18 protein-coding genes are annotated in these 14,791 nt (G+C 64.0%); 11 read left to right on the top strand and 7 right to left on the bottom strand.

The genetic code is table 11. The features are described from left to right. Nucleotides 1-79: 79 nt before the first annotated feature. From F4827_RS16285 to F4827_RS16275, 3 genes are all read left to right on the top strand, one after another. Nucleotides 80-1,123, top strand: a complete 1,044-nt coding sequence (locus F4827_RS16285) for a LacI family DNA-binding transcriptional regulator (protein ID WP_183724999.1) — start codon at nucleotides 80-82, stop codon at nucleotides 1,121-1,123. Between the two features lie 53 nt (nucleotides 1,124-1,176). After that, nucleotides 1,177-1,533, top strand: coding sequence for a DUF2322 family protein (locus F4827_RS16280; protein WP_183724998.1), 357 nt, complete (start codon nucleotides 1,177-1,179; stop codon nucleotides 1,531-1,533). A gap of 70 nt (nucleotides 1,534-1,603) precedes the next feature. After that, the gene (locus F4827_RS16275; protein WP_183724997.1) at nucleotides 1,604-2,449 is read left to right on the top strand and encodes an AraC family transcriptional regulator; all 846 of its coding nucleotides are present in this window, start codon (nucleotides 1,604-1,606) and stop codon (nucleotides 2,447-2,449) included. Here F4827_RS16275 and F4827_RS16270 read toward each other — a convergent pair. The 4 genes from F4827_RS16270 to F4827_RS16260 all read right to left on the bottom strand — a co-directional run bounded on the left by F4827_RS16270 (nucleotide 2,427) and on the right by F4827_RS16260 (nucleotide 4,180). Then, a complete protein-coding gene (locus tag F4827_RS16270; protein ID WP_183724996.1) occupies nucleotides 2,427-3,077 on the bottom strand; it encodes a LysE family translocator in 651 nt (216 codons plus the stop codon). The two genes, F4827_RS16275 and F4827_RS16270, sit on opposite strands and share 23 nt — an antisense overlap. 98 nt (nucleotides 3,078-3,175) lie before the next feature. Continuing rightward, complete coding sequence (locus F4827_RS35325; RefSeq protein ID WP_260175259.1) at nucleotides 3,176-3,253, bottom strand: hypothetical protein; 78 nt, start codon at nucleotides 3,251-3,253, stop codon at nucleotides 3,176-3,178. Continuing rightward, nucleotides 3,220-3,657, bottom strand: a complete 438-nt coding sequence (locus tag F4827_RS16265) for a hypothetical protein (protein WP_260175269.1) — start codon at nucleotides 3,655-3,657, stop codon at nucleotides 3,220-3,222. The genes F4827_RS35325 and F4827_RS16265 overlap by 34 nt, the downstream gene beginning before the upstream one ends. A gap of 79 nt (nucleotides 3,658-3,736) precedes the next feature. Continuing rightward, complete coding sequence (locus tag F4827_RS16260; RefSeq protein WP_183724995.1) at nucleotides 3,737-4,180, bottom strand: TonB-dependent receptor domain-containing protein; 444 nt, start codon at nucleotides 4,178-4,180, stop codon at nucleotides 3,737-3,739. 180 nt (nucleotides 4,181-4,360) lie between these two features. On the opposite strand from F4827_RS16260, the gene F4827_RS16255 reads away from it, so the two are divergent. The 3 genes from F4827_RS16255 to F4827_RS16245 all read left to right on the top strand — a co-directional run bounded on the left by F4827_RS16255 (nucleotide 4,361) and on the right by F4827_RS16245 (nucleotide 6,241). After that, a complete protein-coding gene (locus F4827_RS16255; protein WP_183724994.1) occupies nucleotides 4,361-4,915 on the top strand; it encodes a TonB-dependent receptor domain-containing protein in 555 nt (184 codons plus the stop codon). 177 nt (nucleotides 4,916-5,092) lie between these two features. Next, nucleotides 5,093-5,665, top strand: a complete 573-nt coding sequence (locus F4827_RS16250) for a helix-turn-helix domain-containing protein (RefSeq protein ID WP_183724993.1) — start codon at nucleotides 5,093-5,095, stop codon at nucleotides 5,663-5,665. A gap of 27 nt (nucleotides 5,666-5,692) precedes the next feature. Then, nucleotides 5,693-6,241 carry a GNAT family N-acetyltransferase gene (locus tag F4827_RS16245; RefSeq protein ID WP_183724992.1) on the top strand — a complete coding sequence of 183 codons (549 nt, stop codon included), beginning with the start codon at nucleotides 5,693-5,695 and terminating at the stop codon, nucleotides 6,239-6,241. A gap of 57 nt (nucleotides 6,242-6,298) precedes the next feature. Here F4827_RS16245 and F4827_RS16240 read toward each other — a convergent pair whose 3' ends face one another. Next, the gene (locus F4827_RS16240; RefSeq protein ID WP_260175245.1) at nucleotides 6,299-6,568 is read right to left on the bottom strand and encodes a hypothetical protein; all 270 of its coding nucleotides are present in this window, start codon (nucleotides 6,566-6,568) and stop codon (nucleotides 6,299-6,301) included. Between the two features lie 232 nt (nucleotides 6,569-6,800). On the opposite strand from F4827_RS16240, the gene alr reads away from it, so the two are divergent. After that, on the top strand, nucleotides 6,801-7,913 hold the full coding sequence (alr, locus tag F4827_RS16235; RefSeq protein WP_183724991.1) for an alanine racemase: 1,113 nt from the start codon (nucleotides 6,801-6,803) through the stop codon (nucleotides 7,911-7,913). A 58-nt stretch (nucleotides 7,914-7,971) separates the two neighbouring features. On the opposite strand, the gene F4827_RS16230 is transcribed toward alr, so the two are convergent. Both F4827_RS16230 and F4827_RS16225 read right to left on the bottom strand, forming a co-directional pair. After that, a complete protein-coding gene (locus F4827_RS16230; RefSeq protein ID WP_260175256.1) occupies nucleotides 7,972-8,313 on the bottom strand; it encodes a carboxymuconolactone decarboxylase family protein in 342 nt (113 codons plus the stop codon). A 167-nt stretch (nucleotides 8,314-8,480) separates the two neighbouring features. Next, nucleotides 8,481-9,956, bottom strand: a complete 1,476-nt coding sequence (locus F4827_RS16225) for a PLP-dependent aminotransferase family protein (RefSeq protein ID WP_183724989.1) — start codon at nucleotides 9,954-9,956, stop codon at nucleotides 8,481-8,483. 225 nt (nucleotides 9,957-10,181) lie between these two features. Between F4827_RS16225 and F4827_RS16220 the strand changes: the two genes are divergently transcribed. From F4827_RS16220 to F4827_RS16205, 4 genes are all read left to right on the top strand, one after another. Then, nucleotides 10,182-11,312, top strand: a complete 1,131-nt coding sequence (locus F4827_RS16220; protein ID WP_183724988.1) for a mandelate racemase/muconate lactonizing enzyme family protein — start codon at nucleotides 10,182-10,184, stop codon at nucleotides 11,310-11,312. Between the two features lie 138 nt (nucleotides 11,313-11,450). Next, nucleotides 11,451-12,503: an ABC transporter substrate-binding protein gene (locus tag F4827_RS16215; protein ID WP_183724987.1), complete on the top strand. Its 1,053-nt coding sequence runs from the start codon at nucleotides 11,451-11,453 to the stop codon at nucleotides 12,501-12,503. Between the two features lie 83 nt (nucleotides 12,504-12,586). Next, nucleotides 12,587-13,723, top strand: a complete 1,137-nt coding sequence (locus F4827_RS16210) for a porin (protein WP_183724986.1) — start codon at nucleotides 12,587-12,589, stop codon at nucleotides 13,721-13,723. A gap of 83 nt (nucleotides 13,724-13,806) precedes the next feature. Beyond that, nucleotides 13,807-14,715, top strand: coding sequence for a LysR substrate-binding domain-containing protein (locus F4827_RS16205; RefSeq protein ID WP_183724985.1), 909 nt, complete (start codon nucleotides 13,807-13,809; stop codon nucleotides 14,713-14,715). Nucleotides 14,716-14,791: the final 76 nt, after the last annotated feature.

Below are 14,791 nucleotides of genomic sequence, written 5' to 3'. Positions count from 1 at the left end.
CGCGGTCGTTGAGGAGATATGACGTCCCGGCCCGGGCTATCATATTTCCCTCAACAATCCATCAAAACGGGGACCTGCAGTGGCGCACCGCTTTCTTCTCAAGGAGATCGCCATGCAGGCGGGAGTAGGCGTTGCGACCGTCGACCGCGTCATTAACGAGCGCGGCAGCGTCCGCGTGCAAACGCGCATGCGCGTTGCGCAAGCCATCAAGGAACTCGAAGAGCAGGAGCGCTTTTCGGGCACGAAAGGCCGCAAGCTCATCGTCGACGTGATCGTGGAAGCGCCGCGCCGTTTCGCCGATGAAATCCGCGATGCGCTCGAAGCCGAACTCCCCGCGCTCCAGCCCGCCCTGCTCCGCCCGCGCCTGAACCTGCAGGAAACCATGACGACGCAGGAAGTCGTCGCGGCGCTGCGTGCAATCGCACAGCGCGGCAGCCACGGCGTGCTGCTGAAGGCGCGCGACGTCCCCGACATTGCCGATGCCATCGGCGAACTCAAGCGCGGCGGCATACCGGTCGTGACGGTTTTCACCGACCTGCCGCTTTCGGGAAGAATCGCCTACGCGGGACTCGATAACCGCGTGGCAGGCGCAACCGCAGCGTACCTGCTCGGGCGCTGGCTAGGCGCTCAATCCGGCAAAGTGCTGATCACCATGAGCGACGAGCGCTTTCGCGGCGAAGAAGAACGCGAAATCAGCTTTCGCCGAGCGTTGAGAAGCGGCTATCCGCAGTTGGAGCTGATCGACGCGAGCGGCGGACATGGACTCGACGCCCCCACCGAAAAACTCGTGAGCCATGCACTCGACTCACATGAGAGCATCCTCGCGGTCTATTCGATGGGCGGCGGCAATCGCGCCATCCTGCGCGCGCTCGAAGCACAGGGAACAACACCCGCGTGCTATATCGGACACGATCTGGACCGCGACAACTTTGAATTGCTGCGCGAGGGCAGGATTCACGCGCTCCTCTATCACGATCTGCGGCAAGACATGCGCGCGGCCTGCCAGCACATTATGTGCTTTCACAAGATGTTGCCCGAGTCCGCGCTCACGCCATCGTCGTCGGTTGTCGTGGTGACGCCTGAAAATATCCCGGAGCATGTGGTGGCGCGATTCCGGCGCTAGCCGGGCGTTCCTGGCCAGTTTCCGCGCGCTATACTGGGCACTTTGCGCACGAAATGTCCTCTACTTCCTCCACGCAGCCGATCCAGCCGGGCAACGTCTTCAAGGACAACCTCGCACAACTGCCCGCCATTGACGGCATCGAGCGCATCGACCTGGTCGACGGCCAGGGCGCGCTGATCTCGACGATCGAAAACAAGCCGGGCAAGCAAGGCTCGCTGGCTGTCTACCACTACCTGAAGCTGGCATTCGGCACGCTCGACGCACAGGCTGCAGAGCACGGTCTCGCCGTGTTCGCCGAGCACACCGCCGACGCGCGCAACCGTCCCGGTGCGCATCCGAATGTCGACCGTCTGCTGGAAGTGGCGGCCGGCGGCCAGGCGCTGCGTATCGACGTGATCGCTGCCGCCTGAGGTTTATCGCGCAAAAGCAGTGGCCCAATGCCATTGCGCCACTGCTTTTTGCCGCCCTCGCAGGCTTCACATGCTGAAGACGACGGAGTTCTACCGCAGCGGCGCGCTGGAAGTCGCGCGCATCCGGGCCACGGGCACGGCTGAATTCGCGCGCCACACGCACGCCGAATACGTGATCAGCGCGACGCTGTCCGGCAGCGAAGATGTCTGGCTCGACGGCAAGACCTTCAGTTCGCCCGCCGGCACGGCAACCGTCTACAACCCTTACGCGATTCAGGCTTCGGCCTTCCATCCCTCGGCAGGCGACACCGAATTCATTTCGTTGTACCTGGAACCGCAATTGCTCGCGGATATCGCCAGCGCGAATGGCTGGACGTCGCGCGCCAGCGCACAGGAAGTGAACCAGGGCGTATTCGCCGATGCATCGCTGCAACAGCGCATTGTCGATGTTTATCTCGCGGCGCGTGCAATCAGCGCGGATCGACACGGGCTGACCGACACACTCGAATACGACACGGCGCTGACCGAACTGGCCGCCGCACTACTCGCGAACGGACACTCGCATGGGTCGCAAGCCCGCATCGAACGCCTCAGCGCACATCGCCTCGACGGCGTGCGGACCTATATGCGCGAACAACTGGACACGCCGGTCAAACTCGATGATCTCGCAACCATCGCCGACATCAGCAAGTTCCATCTGATCCGCGCGTTCAAGGACGCGTTTGGCATGTCGCCGGGTAAATACCACATGCAACTGCGCCTGATTGAAGCGCGCCGTCTGCTGCGCGCGGGCGCGACCATCGCGGATGTTGCGTTCACGCTGGGCTTTTACGATCAGAGCCACTTCATCAACGCGTTCCGCAAGGCGCTGGGCGTGAGTCCGCTGCGCTTTGCTACGCCACGCCGCCCAGAATGAGCGTGCGATAGCCCGACGTCACCACCTGAAACGCAAAGAACGCGAATAGCGCCGCCGAGGCGAAATAGCAGAACGACAAACCACGCGCGCCGAAGCGCTTGCCGCCCTGGCGCGCGACAAAACACACCGCCACGGTCCAAGCCACGCCCGCCGCGAAGAATCCAGCGAGAAAGCTGCCCGTGGCCTGCCAACCGCTCACGGCCGATTGCGCGATAAGCGAGCCGCCCACCGCCGCGAACCACACGATCGCGGAAGGCGACGACAACGCGAGCAGCGCCCCCTTCACGACTTGCTGCAAAGGCGAACCTTTATCTGCGCGCGATTCGTCAACCGGGCCCGCGCGCGCCGACGCAACAGCCGACTTGATCATCTTCACGGCCAGCACCGCCAGCACGACGGAACCGCCGAGCCACATGCACCAGCGCACGACCGAAAATTGCAGTAAGGCCGTCATGCCCGCGAGTGCGAGCACCGCGTAGAACAGATCGCCAAAGCACGATCCGAGGCCCAGCCAGAAGCCGTTCCAGTAGCCGCGCTGCATGGCGAGGTTCATCATGGCGATATTGGCGATGCCGATATCGAGGCAAAGCGAAAGAGACAGCAAAAAGCCGTTGGTTGCGGGATGCATGGCGTGGGGTGGCGTAAGGCATGAGCAAAGCAGCGATCATGCGACACGCCAGGCACGAAGTCTTGGAAGAAATTGCTGTGGCGGCCCCGGGCGCCCGCTCAAAGCTCCGACGACAGCCGCAACTGGTTGTGATAACTGCTCGTCAAGGCGAGCACCGCGGGATGGGTATCGGGCAACAGTGTTCGGATCTCCCGCACGCTGCTCGTGCGATTTGACGATCGACTGCGTCCAGAAAAATGCCGCCCAGCGCGTCCCGCGTGTCACCGGGCACGCTATGAATCGCGCCATCGACATGAGGCCCGTAGTGCATACCGAAGTCGTAGCGATTGAACATCGGCGATCGTACCCGCAACGGAATCGTCAGCGAATTGAACAGGCTATTGCGGCCCAGCGCCCGAAGCACCCGTTCGCCCATCTCGCGGAAAGGCTCAGAGCCCATTTCGATCTGGAGATTGTCCTTGACATCGCGCGCCTGCTCCCCGGCGCGCGCCTTGCCGTCCCCCCATTCGGACGCGCCCAGCACATCCCGGCAATATCGGACTTCTTCCGGGCTCAGCACGTTCGGGATTTTTACGATCATAGGTTTTCCGCGACGCGGCGCGGCCATTTCGGACCGCGCCCGCATCGCAATGCTTTGAGTTACATGGAAAGCTTGACGCTCAGGATGACGGCGCGCTCCGCCGATGGCGTCGCGCGTGCGGTATTGTCATTTTTCCATGCAGCAGCCGCGCGAAGTCATAAGTTATCCATAGCGTAGACGAATTCGTCGGCACACCCTGCACCGGATTGCCGATATTCGTTCTGGTGGCGGCGTCGGTGATTTCGCTGAGCAGATACATGTAGCCGAGACAGGCAGTCCAGTCCGGTGTGATCTGCCCGGTCAAGCCCGGTTCTGCGCCATAGTAACGTTCCTTGTTGCCGGTCGCGGAAACGTTCCCGCTGCCGTCGTCATGATAAGTATTGTTCTTTTCCGTGCGAAACAGCGCGCCCGTGAGTCCCAGACGCTCGCCGAGCAGATTGGTCTTGCCGCCCAGTTCGAGCGTTTTGGTCTTTTCGGGGTCGAGATTGCGCAGTGCGTTGCTGGCTGACGTCGTGCTGTTCACACCCAGCGGATTCGCATCTGCCGAAATCGAACCGGCTCACGGCGTCGCCGATGCCAAACCATAGGACAGATAGTAGGTCTGCTGTTCGGTCGGCTCCCAGATCAGGCTGAATTGGAGGCTAAAAAAACTCGACGTAGTGCTCACCTCCGCGGACGTCACAAGCGCAGCAAGCAGTACGAAGTGGACGTCAAGACCGATCACGAGCGCTGGGCGGCAATGTCGCGCTGTTCCGCATCGATCGCGGCTACGACTACACCAACCGCGAACATGTTCGTGCAGGACGGCACCGAGCGTTACATGGGCGTCGATTCGAGCGCCTGGTTCTCGCCGGTGCGCGATGTGCGCGTGATGGCGGGCGTGCTGGCGCTCAACGCCAAGGGCGTGGGTATCGACGACCCGAGCGTCAACGGCAAGCGCATCTTCGGCACGCCGCGCTTCCAGGCGACGGCGCGCGTCGAATACTCGCCGCCGGTCGTGCATGGCCTGACGCTCGATGCAGGCGTCAAGTACACCGGAAATATGGCGCTGGACGCCGCGAACCAGTTCATCGTGCCGTCCTATACGACGGTCGATATCGGCGCGAAGTACGAAACGGCCATCGCCGGCAAGGACGTGACCTTCCGCGCAGGCATCAACAATCTGTTCGACAAGCGCTACTCGACCACCGGTTGCGGTTACTACGCACTGCCTGGCGCCGTGCGCACGTTCATCGCCAACGCGACTGTCGAGTTCTGATTGCGTTGAGTCGATGCATTCGTTGTACCCGCAGGCCTCCACGACGGTGAGCAGATTTTTCGCGAATCTGTGAACCGGGTGGAGGTCTTTTTATTGCATCGATTTTTTTGTCGACATTGACAATCGAAAACCGCTCATCTAGTTTACTGGATAAGATCATCCACTAAACTGGACGCGATGGATATCCACTCCGCACTGGCACAGCGCCTGCGCGAACTGCGCGACGCGCGCGGCTGGTCGCTCGAAGCGCTCGCGGAGCGCAGCGCCGTCAGCCGCTCCACCATCTCGCTGATCGAGCGCGGCGAAAGCAGCCCAACCGCCGTCGTGCTCGACAAGCTCGCGACCGCGCTGGGCGTCTCGCTCGCTTCACTGTTCGAACCGCCCGGCTCGAAGGCGGCCGCCGAACCTTCGCCCTATAGCGCCGCGCACTCACAACCTGTCTGGACTGATCCGGCCTCCGGCTACGTGCGCCGCAATCTCTCGCCCGAACTCCCGTCGCCCATCCAGCTTGTCGAGGTGCAATTCCCCGCCGGCAAGCGCGTGGCCTACGACACCAGTCTGCGCGATGCGGAAATCCATCAACAGGTCTGGATCCTCGAAGGCACGATGGAAATCACCGTCGGCGAACAGCGCTGGCGTCTGGAAACGGGCGACTGTCTCGCCATGAAGCTCGATTGCCCGATCGTCTGGCGCAATCCCACGCGCCAGAGCGCGCGCTATCTCGTGGCGTTGAGCCGCATCGCTGCGTAACGTCCGTAACTTTTCGGGGATCACACCATGAACAGCGATATCGAAGTGCGCCGGCTTGGCGCAAACGAAGCCGCCGCAAGCATCGACGCGCTCGCGGATGTATTGATCGATTGCGTGGAAGGCGGCGCTTCGGTGAGCTTCATGGCGCCACTCGCGCGCGAAACCGCGCTCGCGTTCTGGAAGCGCGCCGCCGAGGGCGTAGCCGCCGACGAGCGCATCCTGCTGATCGCCGAAGACGCACACGGCCGCATCGTCGGCACGGTGCAGATCGTCACGGCTCAGGCGGAGAATCAACCCCATCGCGCCGATGTCGCGAAGATGCTGGTGTCGCGCGCAGCGCGCAGGCAAGGCATCGGCGCGCGACTGATGCAGGCCGTGGAAACCCACGCGCTGCAGGCAGGCAAGACCGTGCTGGTGCTCGACACCGTCACCGGCGGGGAAGCCGAGCGCCTTTACCAACGCGCCGGATGGCAGCGTGCGGGCACGGTGCCGGACTACGCACTCATGCCCGACGGCGGCTTCTGCGCGACTACCTTCTACTACCGGCAACTCGATCCCGCGCGCCGCCAGCCTTAATGGAAGTTGCGGATTTGCACCTGCACCTTGCCATCGCGGATCGGCATGACATCGGGACTATCGCCGCATTGAACATGCCGTGCGCGGCCGGCCCGGCTCGTCATGAGCCTGATGGCACGACGCAGCCAGCGGCACGCTATCCCACTTCTGCTGATAGAGCGCATCTTCGGGCGGATGCGCATGGCCGAGCATCGGCTTGATCGCGTCCTGCAGGTTCGATCCGACCGCATCGGTATTCACGAACATCACGTCATGCGGATTCACGAGATTGACCGCGAGAAACCACGGTTTGCCTTCTTTCGCGAGACGCGGCGCGTGATTGCGCATCCAGTTTTGCTCGCCGATTCGGTGGTGATGCCGTCGTAGTTATAGCCGCCGCGCACGGTGCTGGAAGCACTGCGCCACGCGGCGGGCGAACAGCGGGCAGCGGTCTGAACCACCGAATCCAGTCGATAAAACCAAATTCCAGGAAAAATACGTTAAAAATAACTGGGCGAAAATCAATACGATTGCACAAATCACTGGACTCACCCACTAACATTCGCCCGCAGGATTGCCTATGCCGCGCCCCATTTCCGTCCGCATCCATCCCGAAGCCGTTCGCCATAACCTTCGGCTCGCCGCGCGCAGCGCCGCGGGCGCGCGCGTCTGGGCGGTCGTGAAGGCCAATGCTTACGGCCATGGCATCGAGCGCATTTACTCAGCGCTCGCGGACGCGGACGGCATTGCCCTGCTCGACCTCGACGAAGCCGTGCGCGTGCGCGAACTCGGCTGGACCAGGCCGATCCTGCTGCTCGAAGGCGTTTTCGATGCCGCCGACGTCGCCACTGCCGTCGCGCATCGCTTGACCGTCGCCGTGCATTGCGACGAGCAACTGGCCCTGCTGGCCGCGGCGCAAACCACGCAGCCCATCGACATCCAGCTGAAGATGAACTCGGGCATGAACCGCCTCGGCTACAAGCCCGACGCCTATCGCGCCGCCTGGGAACGCGCCCGCGCGATTCCCACCATCGGCGCGATCAGCCTCATGACCCACTTCGCCAACGCCGACGACGGCGCCATCGACTGGCAGCTCGACCGCTTTGACGCCGCCACTGCCGGCATTCCGGGCGAGCGCTCGCTGTCGAACTCGGCGGCGGTGCTCTGGCATCCGCGCGCGCACCGCGACTGGGTGCGGCCCGGCACGATTCTCTACGGCGCATCGCCCACCGGCGCGGCGCGCCATATCGAAGGCCTTGGCCTGCGCGCGGCGATGACGCTGTCGAGCCGCATCATCGGGGTGCAGACGCTCGCGCCACAGGACACCATCGGCTATGGCCGCACCTACGCGGTCGAGCAGCCGATGCGCATCGGCGTGGTGGCCTGCGGCTACGCGGACGGCTATCCGCGTCACGCGCCGACCGGCACGCCGATCGCCGTCGACGGCGTGCGCACGCGCGTGGTGGGCCGCGTATCGATGGACATGCTCACGGTCGATCTCACGCCCTGCCCGAATGCAGGCATCGGCTCCCATGTGGAGCTGTGGGGCGAAAACGTGAAGGTGGATGACGTGGCCGAGCCGTCGGGCACGATCGGCTACGAATTGATGTGCGCCGTGGCGCGCCGCGTGCCCGTGACGGTCGACGATATGGCTGCCGTGCGGCGTGACGCTGAGGAAGGCGTCGCAGCGTAAGCCCGAAGCGGTTGGACGCGTGCGCCGCCGTTTGTTCAGCGCGCACGCGGTCTGCGCGTTACTCGGGCATCTCCACGCCCAGCTCCGCGAGCACTTCCTTCGCAGCACGAAACGCCTCGCTGGCAGCGGGCGCGCCCGCATAGATCGCGCTATGCAGCAGCACCTCGCGAATCTCGATCACGCTCGCGCCGTTATTGATCGCGCCGCGCACGTGGCCTTTGAGTTCGGTACTGCGCCCGAGCGCCGCCAGCATCGAGCAGGTGCACAGGCTGCGCGTCTTCAGATCGAGCCCGTCGCGCAGCCAGGTGCTGCCCCATGCATGTTCGTTGAGCCATTCCTGAAGCGGGCGCGTAAAGCCGTCCATCGAGCCCATCGCGCGCTCGACGAAGGCCTCGCCCATCACTTCGGTGCGACGGGCCTTGCCCGCTTCGGCGCCGGTGCTCGCCTTTGCTGTCTTTGCCTTGCCGGGTTTCTTTTTCGACTCCTTCGCATTGCTCATGGGTTTCTTCGCTCCCGAGTTTTGATGGTGACCTTTGCAGCCCATGCTAGCGCACCAGAATGACAGGACTACGCCGAATAAAGCCCTTCCGGACCATTGCGCAGCGTGCGCGCCAGCAGTTCCAATGCCTCGCGCAGCGCTTCGCACGAACGCGCGCCGCCCAGGCTCAAACGCACGGCATGCGGCGCAGATCCACGCCCGATCACGAAACTGTCCGCCGTCTTCGCCAGCACGCCTGCCTGACGCAAGGCCGCTGCGAATTCGGCGGCGCGCCAGGGTTCGGCGAGCGGCAGCCACAGATGCGGACTCGCCGGATCGGTGCGATAGCTCCAGCCCGACAGCACCTCGGCGGCAATCGCCTGACGCACATCCACGCAGGCGCGCTGCTGCGCGACCAGCCGGTCGATTTCGCCGTTGACGATCCAGCGTGCCGCAATCTCGGCACTCAGTGGCGAAGTCATCCAGCAATCGCTGCGGATCACGGCGAGAATCTTGCCCACCCAGTCCTGCGGCGCCTGCACGTAGCCCACGCGCAAGCCGGGCGCGACGGCCTTTGAAAGACTGCTGATGGCGATGCCGTGCTCGGGCAAACGCGCCGCCAGCGGCGTGGGCGGAGCATCGAGCAGCGCGGCGGGCACGAGATCCTCGATCACTACGAGGTTGTGGCGCACGGCGATCTCGGCGATGGCGGCGCGGCGCGCTTCGGAAAGCGTCGCGGTGGTGGGATTGTGCAGCGTCGGCACGCAGAACAGCGCACGCGGCGCGAGCAGCCCGCAGGCGCGTTCGAGCGCGGCGGGCACGATGCCCTCTTCGTCGATTTCGATGCCCACGAGATTCAGGCGCAGTTGCCGCGCGAGCGCCACGATGCCGGGATAGCTCAGCGCCTCCGCGAAGATCGTATCGCCGGGGCGCAGCACCGCGCGCAACACGCATGCGAGTCCATGCTGCGCGCCCTGCGTCACCAGCACGCGTTCGGCGGGCACCGTGCAGCCCATGCGCGCGAGCCAGCGCGCCCCGGCTTCGCGATGCGAGCGGCGGCCCCCTTCGGGCTGATAGAGCAGTAGTTCGCCGGCGAGGCGTTCGTCTGCGGCCAGCTCGCGCAGCGTCTGGGTGAGCAGCAGCGCTTCGTCGGTGGGCATCGGCACGTTCTGGCCGAGATCGACGGGCCGGCCCGGCGCGAGCGGCGCGGGGCTACTGGCCGTCGCAGCAAGGACGCCGGCGCTGGTGAAGTTGCTGCCCTCGCCCGCTTCGGGCGTCTGACGCGTGCGCGCAGGCAGACGCGCGCCGTCCGCATCGGGCTCGGCGACATACGTGCCGTCGCCCACGCGCGCGACCACCATCCCGCAGCGCTCCAGTTCCGTATATGCGCGGCTCACCGTGCCGGTGGTCACGCCGAGCTTCTTCGCCAGCAACCGGTGCGCGGGCAGTTTCTCGCCGGGCAACATCTGCCCCCCGTCGATAGCCTGCGCGTAGGCGTACGCAATCGCACGGTATTTGGGTTCGCCGCGAGGCAGCGCGGGAAGCGTGGGCATCCAGCCGTTCATGGGTGTTTTCCCGAGGGGTCGAAGCGCGCCACGCCTGCGCGCGACCGCTGCGTCATTATCGCGCCCAATCCGGGGAATTGAAGGCTGTCATTTACTTGAATTGACTTCATTGAGTGCCACCAATTGACCCTCTAGGATGCCGTAACGATAACGCCAGCACAGGCCAAGGAGACAATCGCCACCCGGCGCCGCTTTCAGCGCGCAAGGAGCGACGCCACACGCGCCATGACAAATCGCATCGCCCGCATCACGGTCAGCCAGCATCGCCTGCCGCTCGACCCGCCGTTTCCCGCCTCGTGGGACAGCCGTGCGCGCCGCGCCTTCCCGGCGACCATCGTGCGTGTGGAGGACACCGAAGGACGCGTGGGTATCGGTTCGGGCGACGCCATGTATGGCTTCGACGACTATCGCGATCTCTTTGTCGGCGCGGATCCGCTCGACCTCGCGCGCCATTCGGCCGTGCTCGACAACCTCAGTTTCCACGCGGGCCGCCTCTGGCCGCTCGACGTCGCGCTCTGGGATCTGGCAGGCAAGATACTCGGCCAGCCGTGCTGGCAGATGGCCGGCGGCCGTGCGCGGCGGGTGCGTGCGTACGCTTCGTCGGGCGTGCATCGCTCTCTGACCGGTATGGCGCAGTGGGCCGAGCACGCCGTCGCGCGCGGCTTTCCGGCGCTCAAGGTGCGTTTCGGCCGCGCCAGTCTCGCCGACGATATCGCCGCGCTTGCCGCCGTGCGCGAAGCCGCGGGCGACGCCATCGACATCATGGTGGACTGCAATCAAGGCTGGCGCATGCCTTGGGACATCCAGGCGCCGTGGCGCATGGAAGACGCGCTCGCCGTGATCCGCCAGATCGAACGCTATCGCCCTTACTGGGTGGAGGAGCCGCTGCATCGCGGCGATTACGCCGGTCACGCGCAGTTGCGCCGTTCGACCGGGGTGCGCATTGCAGGCGGCGAGATGACGCGAGAAGCGCACGAATTCGCGGCGCTGCTCGCGCACGACTGCCTCGATGTCTATCAGCCCGATGTGGTCTGCTCGCTCGGCATGGAAGGCGCACGACGCCTCGCCGCGCAGATCGAAGCCAACGGCAAGGTGTTCACGCCGCACACCTGGGGCAACGGCATCGGCCTTGCCGCCAATCTGCATGTGACGGCGGGCGCGGCCAACGCGCCCTTCATCGAATTCCCGTACGACCCGCCCGAATGGACGCCCGCGCGACGCGATTTTCCGCTTGCGCGCGCCATCGAAACGGACGCGCAAGGCTGGATCGATCTGGGCGACGCGCCGGGCCTCGGCATCGAACTGGATGAAGCCGTGCTGGCCGCCACCCGCGCGAACGACAGCCGCTACGACTAGAACCAGGCACTCGAACAAACACATCCGAATCAAGCGGGTCGACACAGGAGCGCCCCGCTGCGGCAACGCCAGGATTTTGCGAACGACCGGACAAAACCCGAAGCATTCCGAAACAATTCCAATAGAAGGAGACATCTCATGAAAAAGCTCACCCGACCGATTCTGGCCGCTATCCGCGCAACGCTGCTGGCCGCGCCGATCGCCGTCGCCACCGTTCCCGCGCACGCCGCGGGCAACTGGTGCAGCCAGGGCAAACCGGTCCATTTCGCCGGCGTGACCTGGGAAAGCGGCAACTTTACGGGCGAAGTGCTGCGCTACATCGTCAAGAACGGTTACGGATGCCAGACCGATACCGTGCCGGGCAGCACCGCCGCCACCGAAACCGCGCTCTCGCGCAATGATCTCCAGGTGTGGTCGGAACAATGGACGGGCCGTTCGGAAATCATCGCGGGCGCCGTAAAAGCAGGCTCCGTGAAACTGGTTGGCGACACGCTGCCGGGCGGCACCAGGGAAGGCTGGTACGTGCCCGACTACGTGATCCACGGCGACCCGAAACGCGGCATCAAGGCGAGCGCGCCCGACCTGCAATCCGTGAGCGATCTGCCGAAATACAAAACCCTCTTCACCGACGACGAGGAGCCGGATCGCGGCCGCTTCCTGAACTGCCCGTCGGGCTGGGACTGCGAGCGCGTCAACACGCGCCTGCTGAAGCTGCTCAAGCTCGACGACAGCTATACAAACTTCCGCCCCGGCACGGGTGCGGCGCTCGACGCAGCCATTTCTTCGGCCTATGCGCGCGGCAAGCCGATTCTCACCTACTACTGGGAGCCGGCCGCGCTGATGGCGAAGTACAAGTTCGTGCAACTGAAGATGCTGCCGTTCAACGAAGCCTGCTGGAAGACCCTGCGCGACGCCGGCAGCACGCAGCCCTGCGCGTCGTCGTATCTGGTCTCGCAACTGAAGATCGGCGTTTCCACGCCTTTTTATCAGGCCGAACCGGACGTGATGACCTTCTTCTCCAAGGTCAACTTCCCGATCGACTTCCTGAACACGACGATTCTCGACATGACCGAGCATAAGGTCGACGCTCAGGACGAAGCGATCAAGTTCCTCAAGACCCATCCGGAAATGTGGAAGACGTGGGTGCCCGCCGATATCGCGACGAAGGTGCAGAAGTCGCTGGGCGCGTAAATGTTCAGTTCGTACAACCAGGTAATCAGAAGCTAACCATAAATGGACGCCGAAGAAGCGGCGTCCAGACAAGGAGACTCGCAGTGAAGAAGAAACTTCTCGCGGCGCTGCCGCTCGCGCTGGCTGCGGCAGGCGCACATGCGCAAAGTAGCGTCACGCTGTACGGCATCATCGATCTGGGCGTGGACTACGCCAACAACGTCGTCAACGGCGCGAACGGCAACCTCGTGCCGGGCAGCGGCGGCCGTCTGGTGCAGATGCAAAGCGGCGTGCCGGCAGGCAGCCGCTGGGGCCTGCGCGGCTCGGAAGACCTGGGCGGCGGTTATTCGGCGATCTTCCGGCTGGAAAGCGGCTTTAACGCGGCCACCGGCGCGGCGGGCGGCGGCCTGATGTTCTCGCGTAACGCTTATGTCGGCGTGAAATCGGAACAGTACGGCCAGATCACCTTGGGCAAGCAGTGGGACGCCACGGTTGACCTGATCGAACCATACTCGCTGAACGGCAACTACGGCGGCTGGTACTTCGCACACCCGAACGACATGGACAACCTGGACAACGGGTTCCCCGTCAACAACGCCGTCAAGTACGTCAGCCCGGTCATCGCAGGCTTGCAGTTCGAAGGCCACTATTCGTTCGGCGGCCAGGCGGGCCAGTTCTCGAACAACGCCTCGTATAGCGCGGCAGCGGCTTATACGCTGGGTTCGTTCAGCGCGGGCGTGGGTTACCTGCGCATCAACGATCCGATTTCGGCGGTGGCCGGCTACGGCAGCGGCGGCGGCTTCGTGAACACCATTTACGGCGACGCGCTGGCGAATGCGCGTTACCAGGGCATTCTTTCGGCAGGCGCTTCGTATGTGCTGGGCGGCCTGAAGATGATGGCCAACTACTCGAACGTGGACTTCTCCTCGGGTAATGGCAGCCACGATCTGCACTTCCAGAACTATGAACTGTCGGGTACGTACGCGATCACGCCGGCCTTCACCGTGGGCGCGGGCTACACCTTCACGATGGGCCAGGATCACGCCACCGACGCTTCGCCCAAGTACCATCAGGTCAACCTGATCGCGCAATACTCGATCTCGAAGCGCACCTCGGTCTACGCGATGGGCTCGTACCAGCACGCGGCGGGCGGCGCGGAAAACGCGCAGATCACGGGCTTCAACCCGTCCAGCACGCAGAACCAGGTGGTCAGCCGCGTGGGCGTCACCCACACCTTCTGACGTTTCTGGCAGGTCAGGCGCCGGCGCAATGCCGGCGTTTTCCATTTAGCGATCCGTATCATCGAGATTCAAGAGGTTGCAGCATGCGCCGCCTTCCTTCCCTTTCGGCCCTGCGTTCGTTCGAAGAGGCCAGCCGGACTCTCAGCTTCACCAAGGCGGCGCAGAATCTGCACGTCACACAAGGCGCGATCAGCCGCCAGATCCGTCTGCTCGAAGATTACCTGGGCACGCCGCTGTTCATGCGGCATCACCATCGGCTCGAAATCACGGCCGCTGGCAAGCGCCTCCTGCCTACGCTACAGGCCGCGTTCGACAGCATCGCCCATACGCTCGATACGATTCGCGCCGATCCTTCTAACAGTCTGCTCAGTCTGAACGCCGCGCCCACGCTTGCAACGCGCTGGCTCACCCCGCGCCTGCGCGATTTTCAGATGCAGCATCCCGATCTGCGCATTTCCATCACGAACGAATATGGGCCTTTGCATGGCAGCGAACGCAATGAGGATTGCCAGATCCGCTTCGGCATGGAGTCGTTGCCGGGCGGACAAAGCACCTTGCTGATGCGCGAGCGGCATGTGCTGGTGGGATCGGCGCGCGAGTTCCCTCATGTGCCTGAAAGCGCCGATGCATTGCGTGAGATTCTCGCGCAGCATCCGTGGCTTTATATCCTCGATATCGATCGCCGCTTGATGGTGTGGGAAGCGTGGCTCGAAGCGGCCGCGCTGGACGTGGAAATGGCGCCGCGCGGCGAGCTGGAGTTCAGCACGCTCGATCAGGTGATTCATGCGGCGGTGGCGGGCCTGGGCATTGCCGTGGCGGACCGGCACATGATCGAGCAGGAACTGGCGAACGGCACGCTCGTGCAGTTGAGCGAGATCGAGGTAGACGGTCCTTCGGGGTATTGGCTCGATGTGCGGCCAGAGGTGCAGGAAACCGTGCGGGTGAGAAATTTCAGTCAGTGGCTGGTGGGGCGGCATGCGGTTAAGCCCTGAATTCGAGGCATAAAAAAGCCGCTACATTTTCAGGTAGCGGCTTTCGCCCCGAAACTCAAAAGGGCAATGCGTGCAG

The sequence above is a fragment of the Paraburkholderia bannensis genome (genome assembly GCF_014200455.1).
In the GTDB taxonomy this organism is placed as follows: Bacteria; Pseudomonadota; Gammaproteobacteria; order Burkholderiales; family Burkholderiaceae; genus Paraburkholderia; species Paraburkholderia bannensis_A.
This window is presented reverse-complemented; position numbering and strand designations above follow the sequence as displayed.

Coding starts and splice junctions, on each gene's coding strand:
- F4827_RS16245 (WP_183724992.1), top strand. CDS start 5,693: ATGAACAGCGATATCGAAGTGCGCCGGCTTGGCGCAAACGAAGCCGCC.
- F4827_RS16280 (WP_183724998.1), top strand. CDS start 1,177: ATGTCCTCTACTTCCTCCACGCAGCCGATCCAGCCGGGCAACGTCTTC.
- F4827_RS16230 (WP_260175256.1), bottom strand. CDS start 8,313: ATGGGCGAGGCCTTCGTCGAGCGCGCGATGGGCTCGATGGACGGCTTT.
- F4827_RS16240 (WP_260175245.1), bottom strand. CDS start 6,568: ATGCGCAATCACGCGCCGCGTCTCGCGAAAGAAGGCAAACCGTGGTTT.
- F4827_RS16215 (WP_183724987.1), top strand. CDS start 11,451: ATGAAAAAGCTCACCCGACCGATTCTGGCCGCTATCCGCGCAACGCTG.
- alr (WP_183724991.1), top strand. CDS start 6,801: ATGCCGCGCCCCATTTCCGTCCGCATCCATCCCGAAGCCGTTCGCCAT.
- F4827_RS16250 (WP_183724993.1), top strand. CDS start 5,093: ATGGATATCCACTCCGCACTGGCACAGCGCCTGCGCGAACTGCGCGAC.
- F4827_RS16205 (WP_183724985.1), top strand. CDS start 13,807: ATGCGCCGCCTTCCTTCCCTTTCGGCCCTGCGTTCGTTCGAAGAGGCC.
- F4827_RS16225 (WP_183724989.1), bottom strand. CDS start 9,956: ATGAACGGCTGGATGCCCACGCTTCCCGCGCTGCCTCGCGGCGAACCC.
- F4827_RS16270 (WP_183724996.1), bottom strand. CDS start 3,077: ATGCATCCCGCAACCAACGGCTTTTTGCTGTCTCTTTCGCTTTGCCTC.
- F4827_RS16275 (WP_183724997.1), top strand. CDS start 1,604: ATGCTGAAGACGACGGAGTTCTACCGCAGCGGCGCGCTGGAAGTCGCG.
- F4827_RS16220 (WP_183724988.1), top strand. CDS start 10,182: ATGACAAATCGCATCGCCCGCATCACGGTCAGCCAGCATCGCCTGCCG.
- F4827_RS16265 (WP_260175269.1), bottom strand. CDS start 3,657: ATGATCGTAAAAATCCCGAACGTGCTGAGCCCGGAAGAAGTCCGATAT.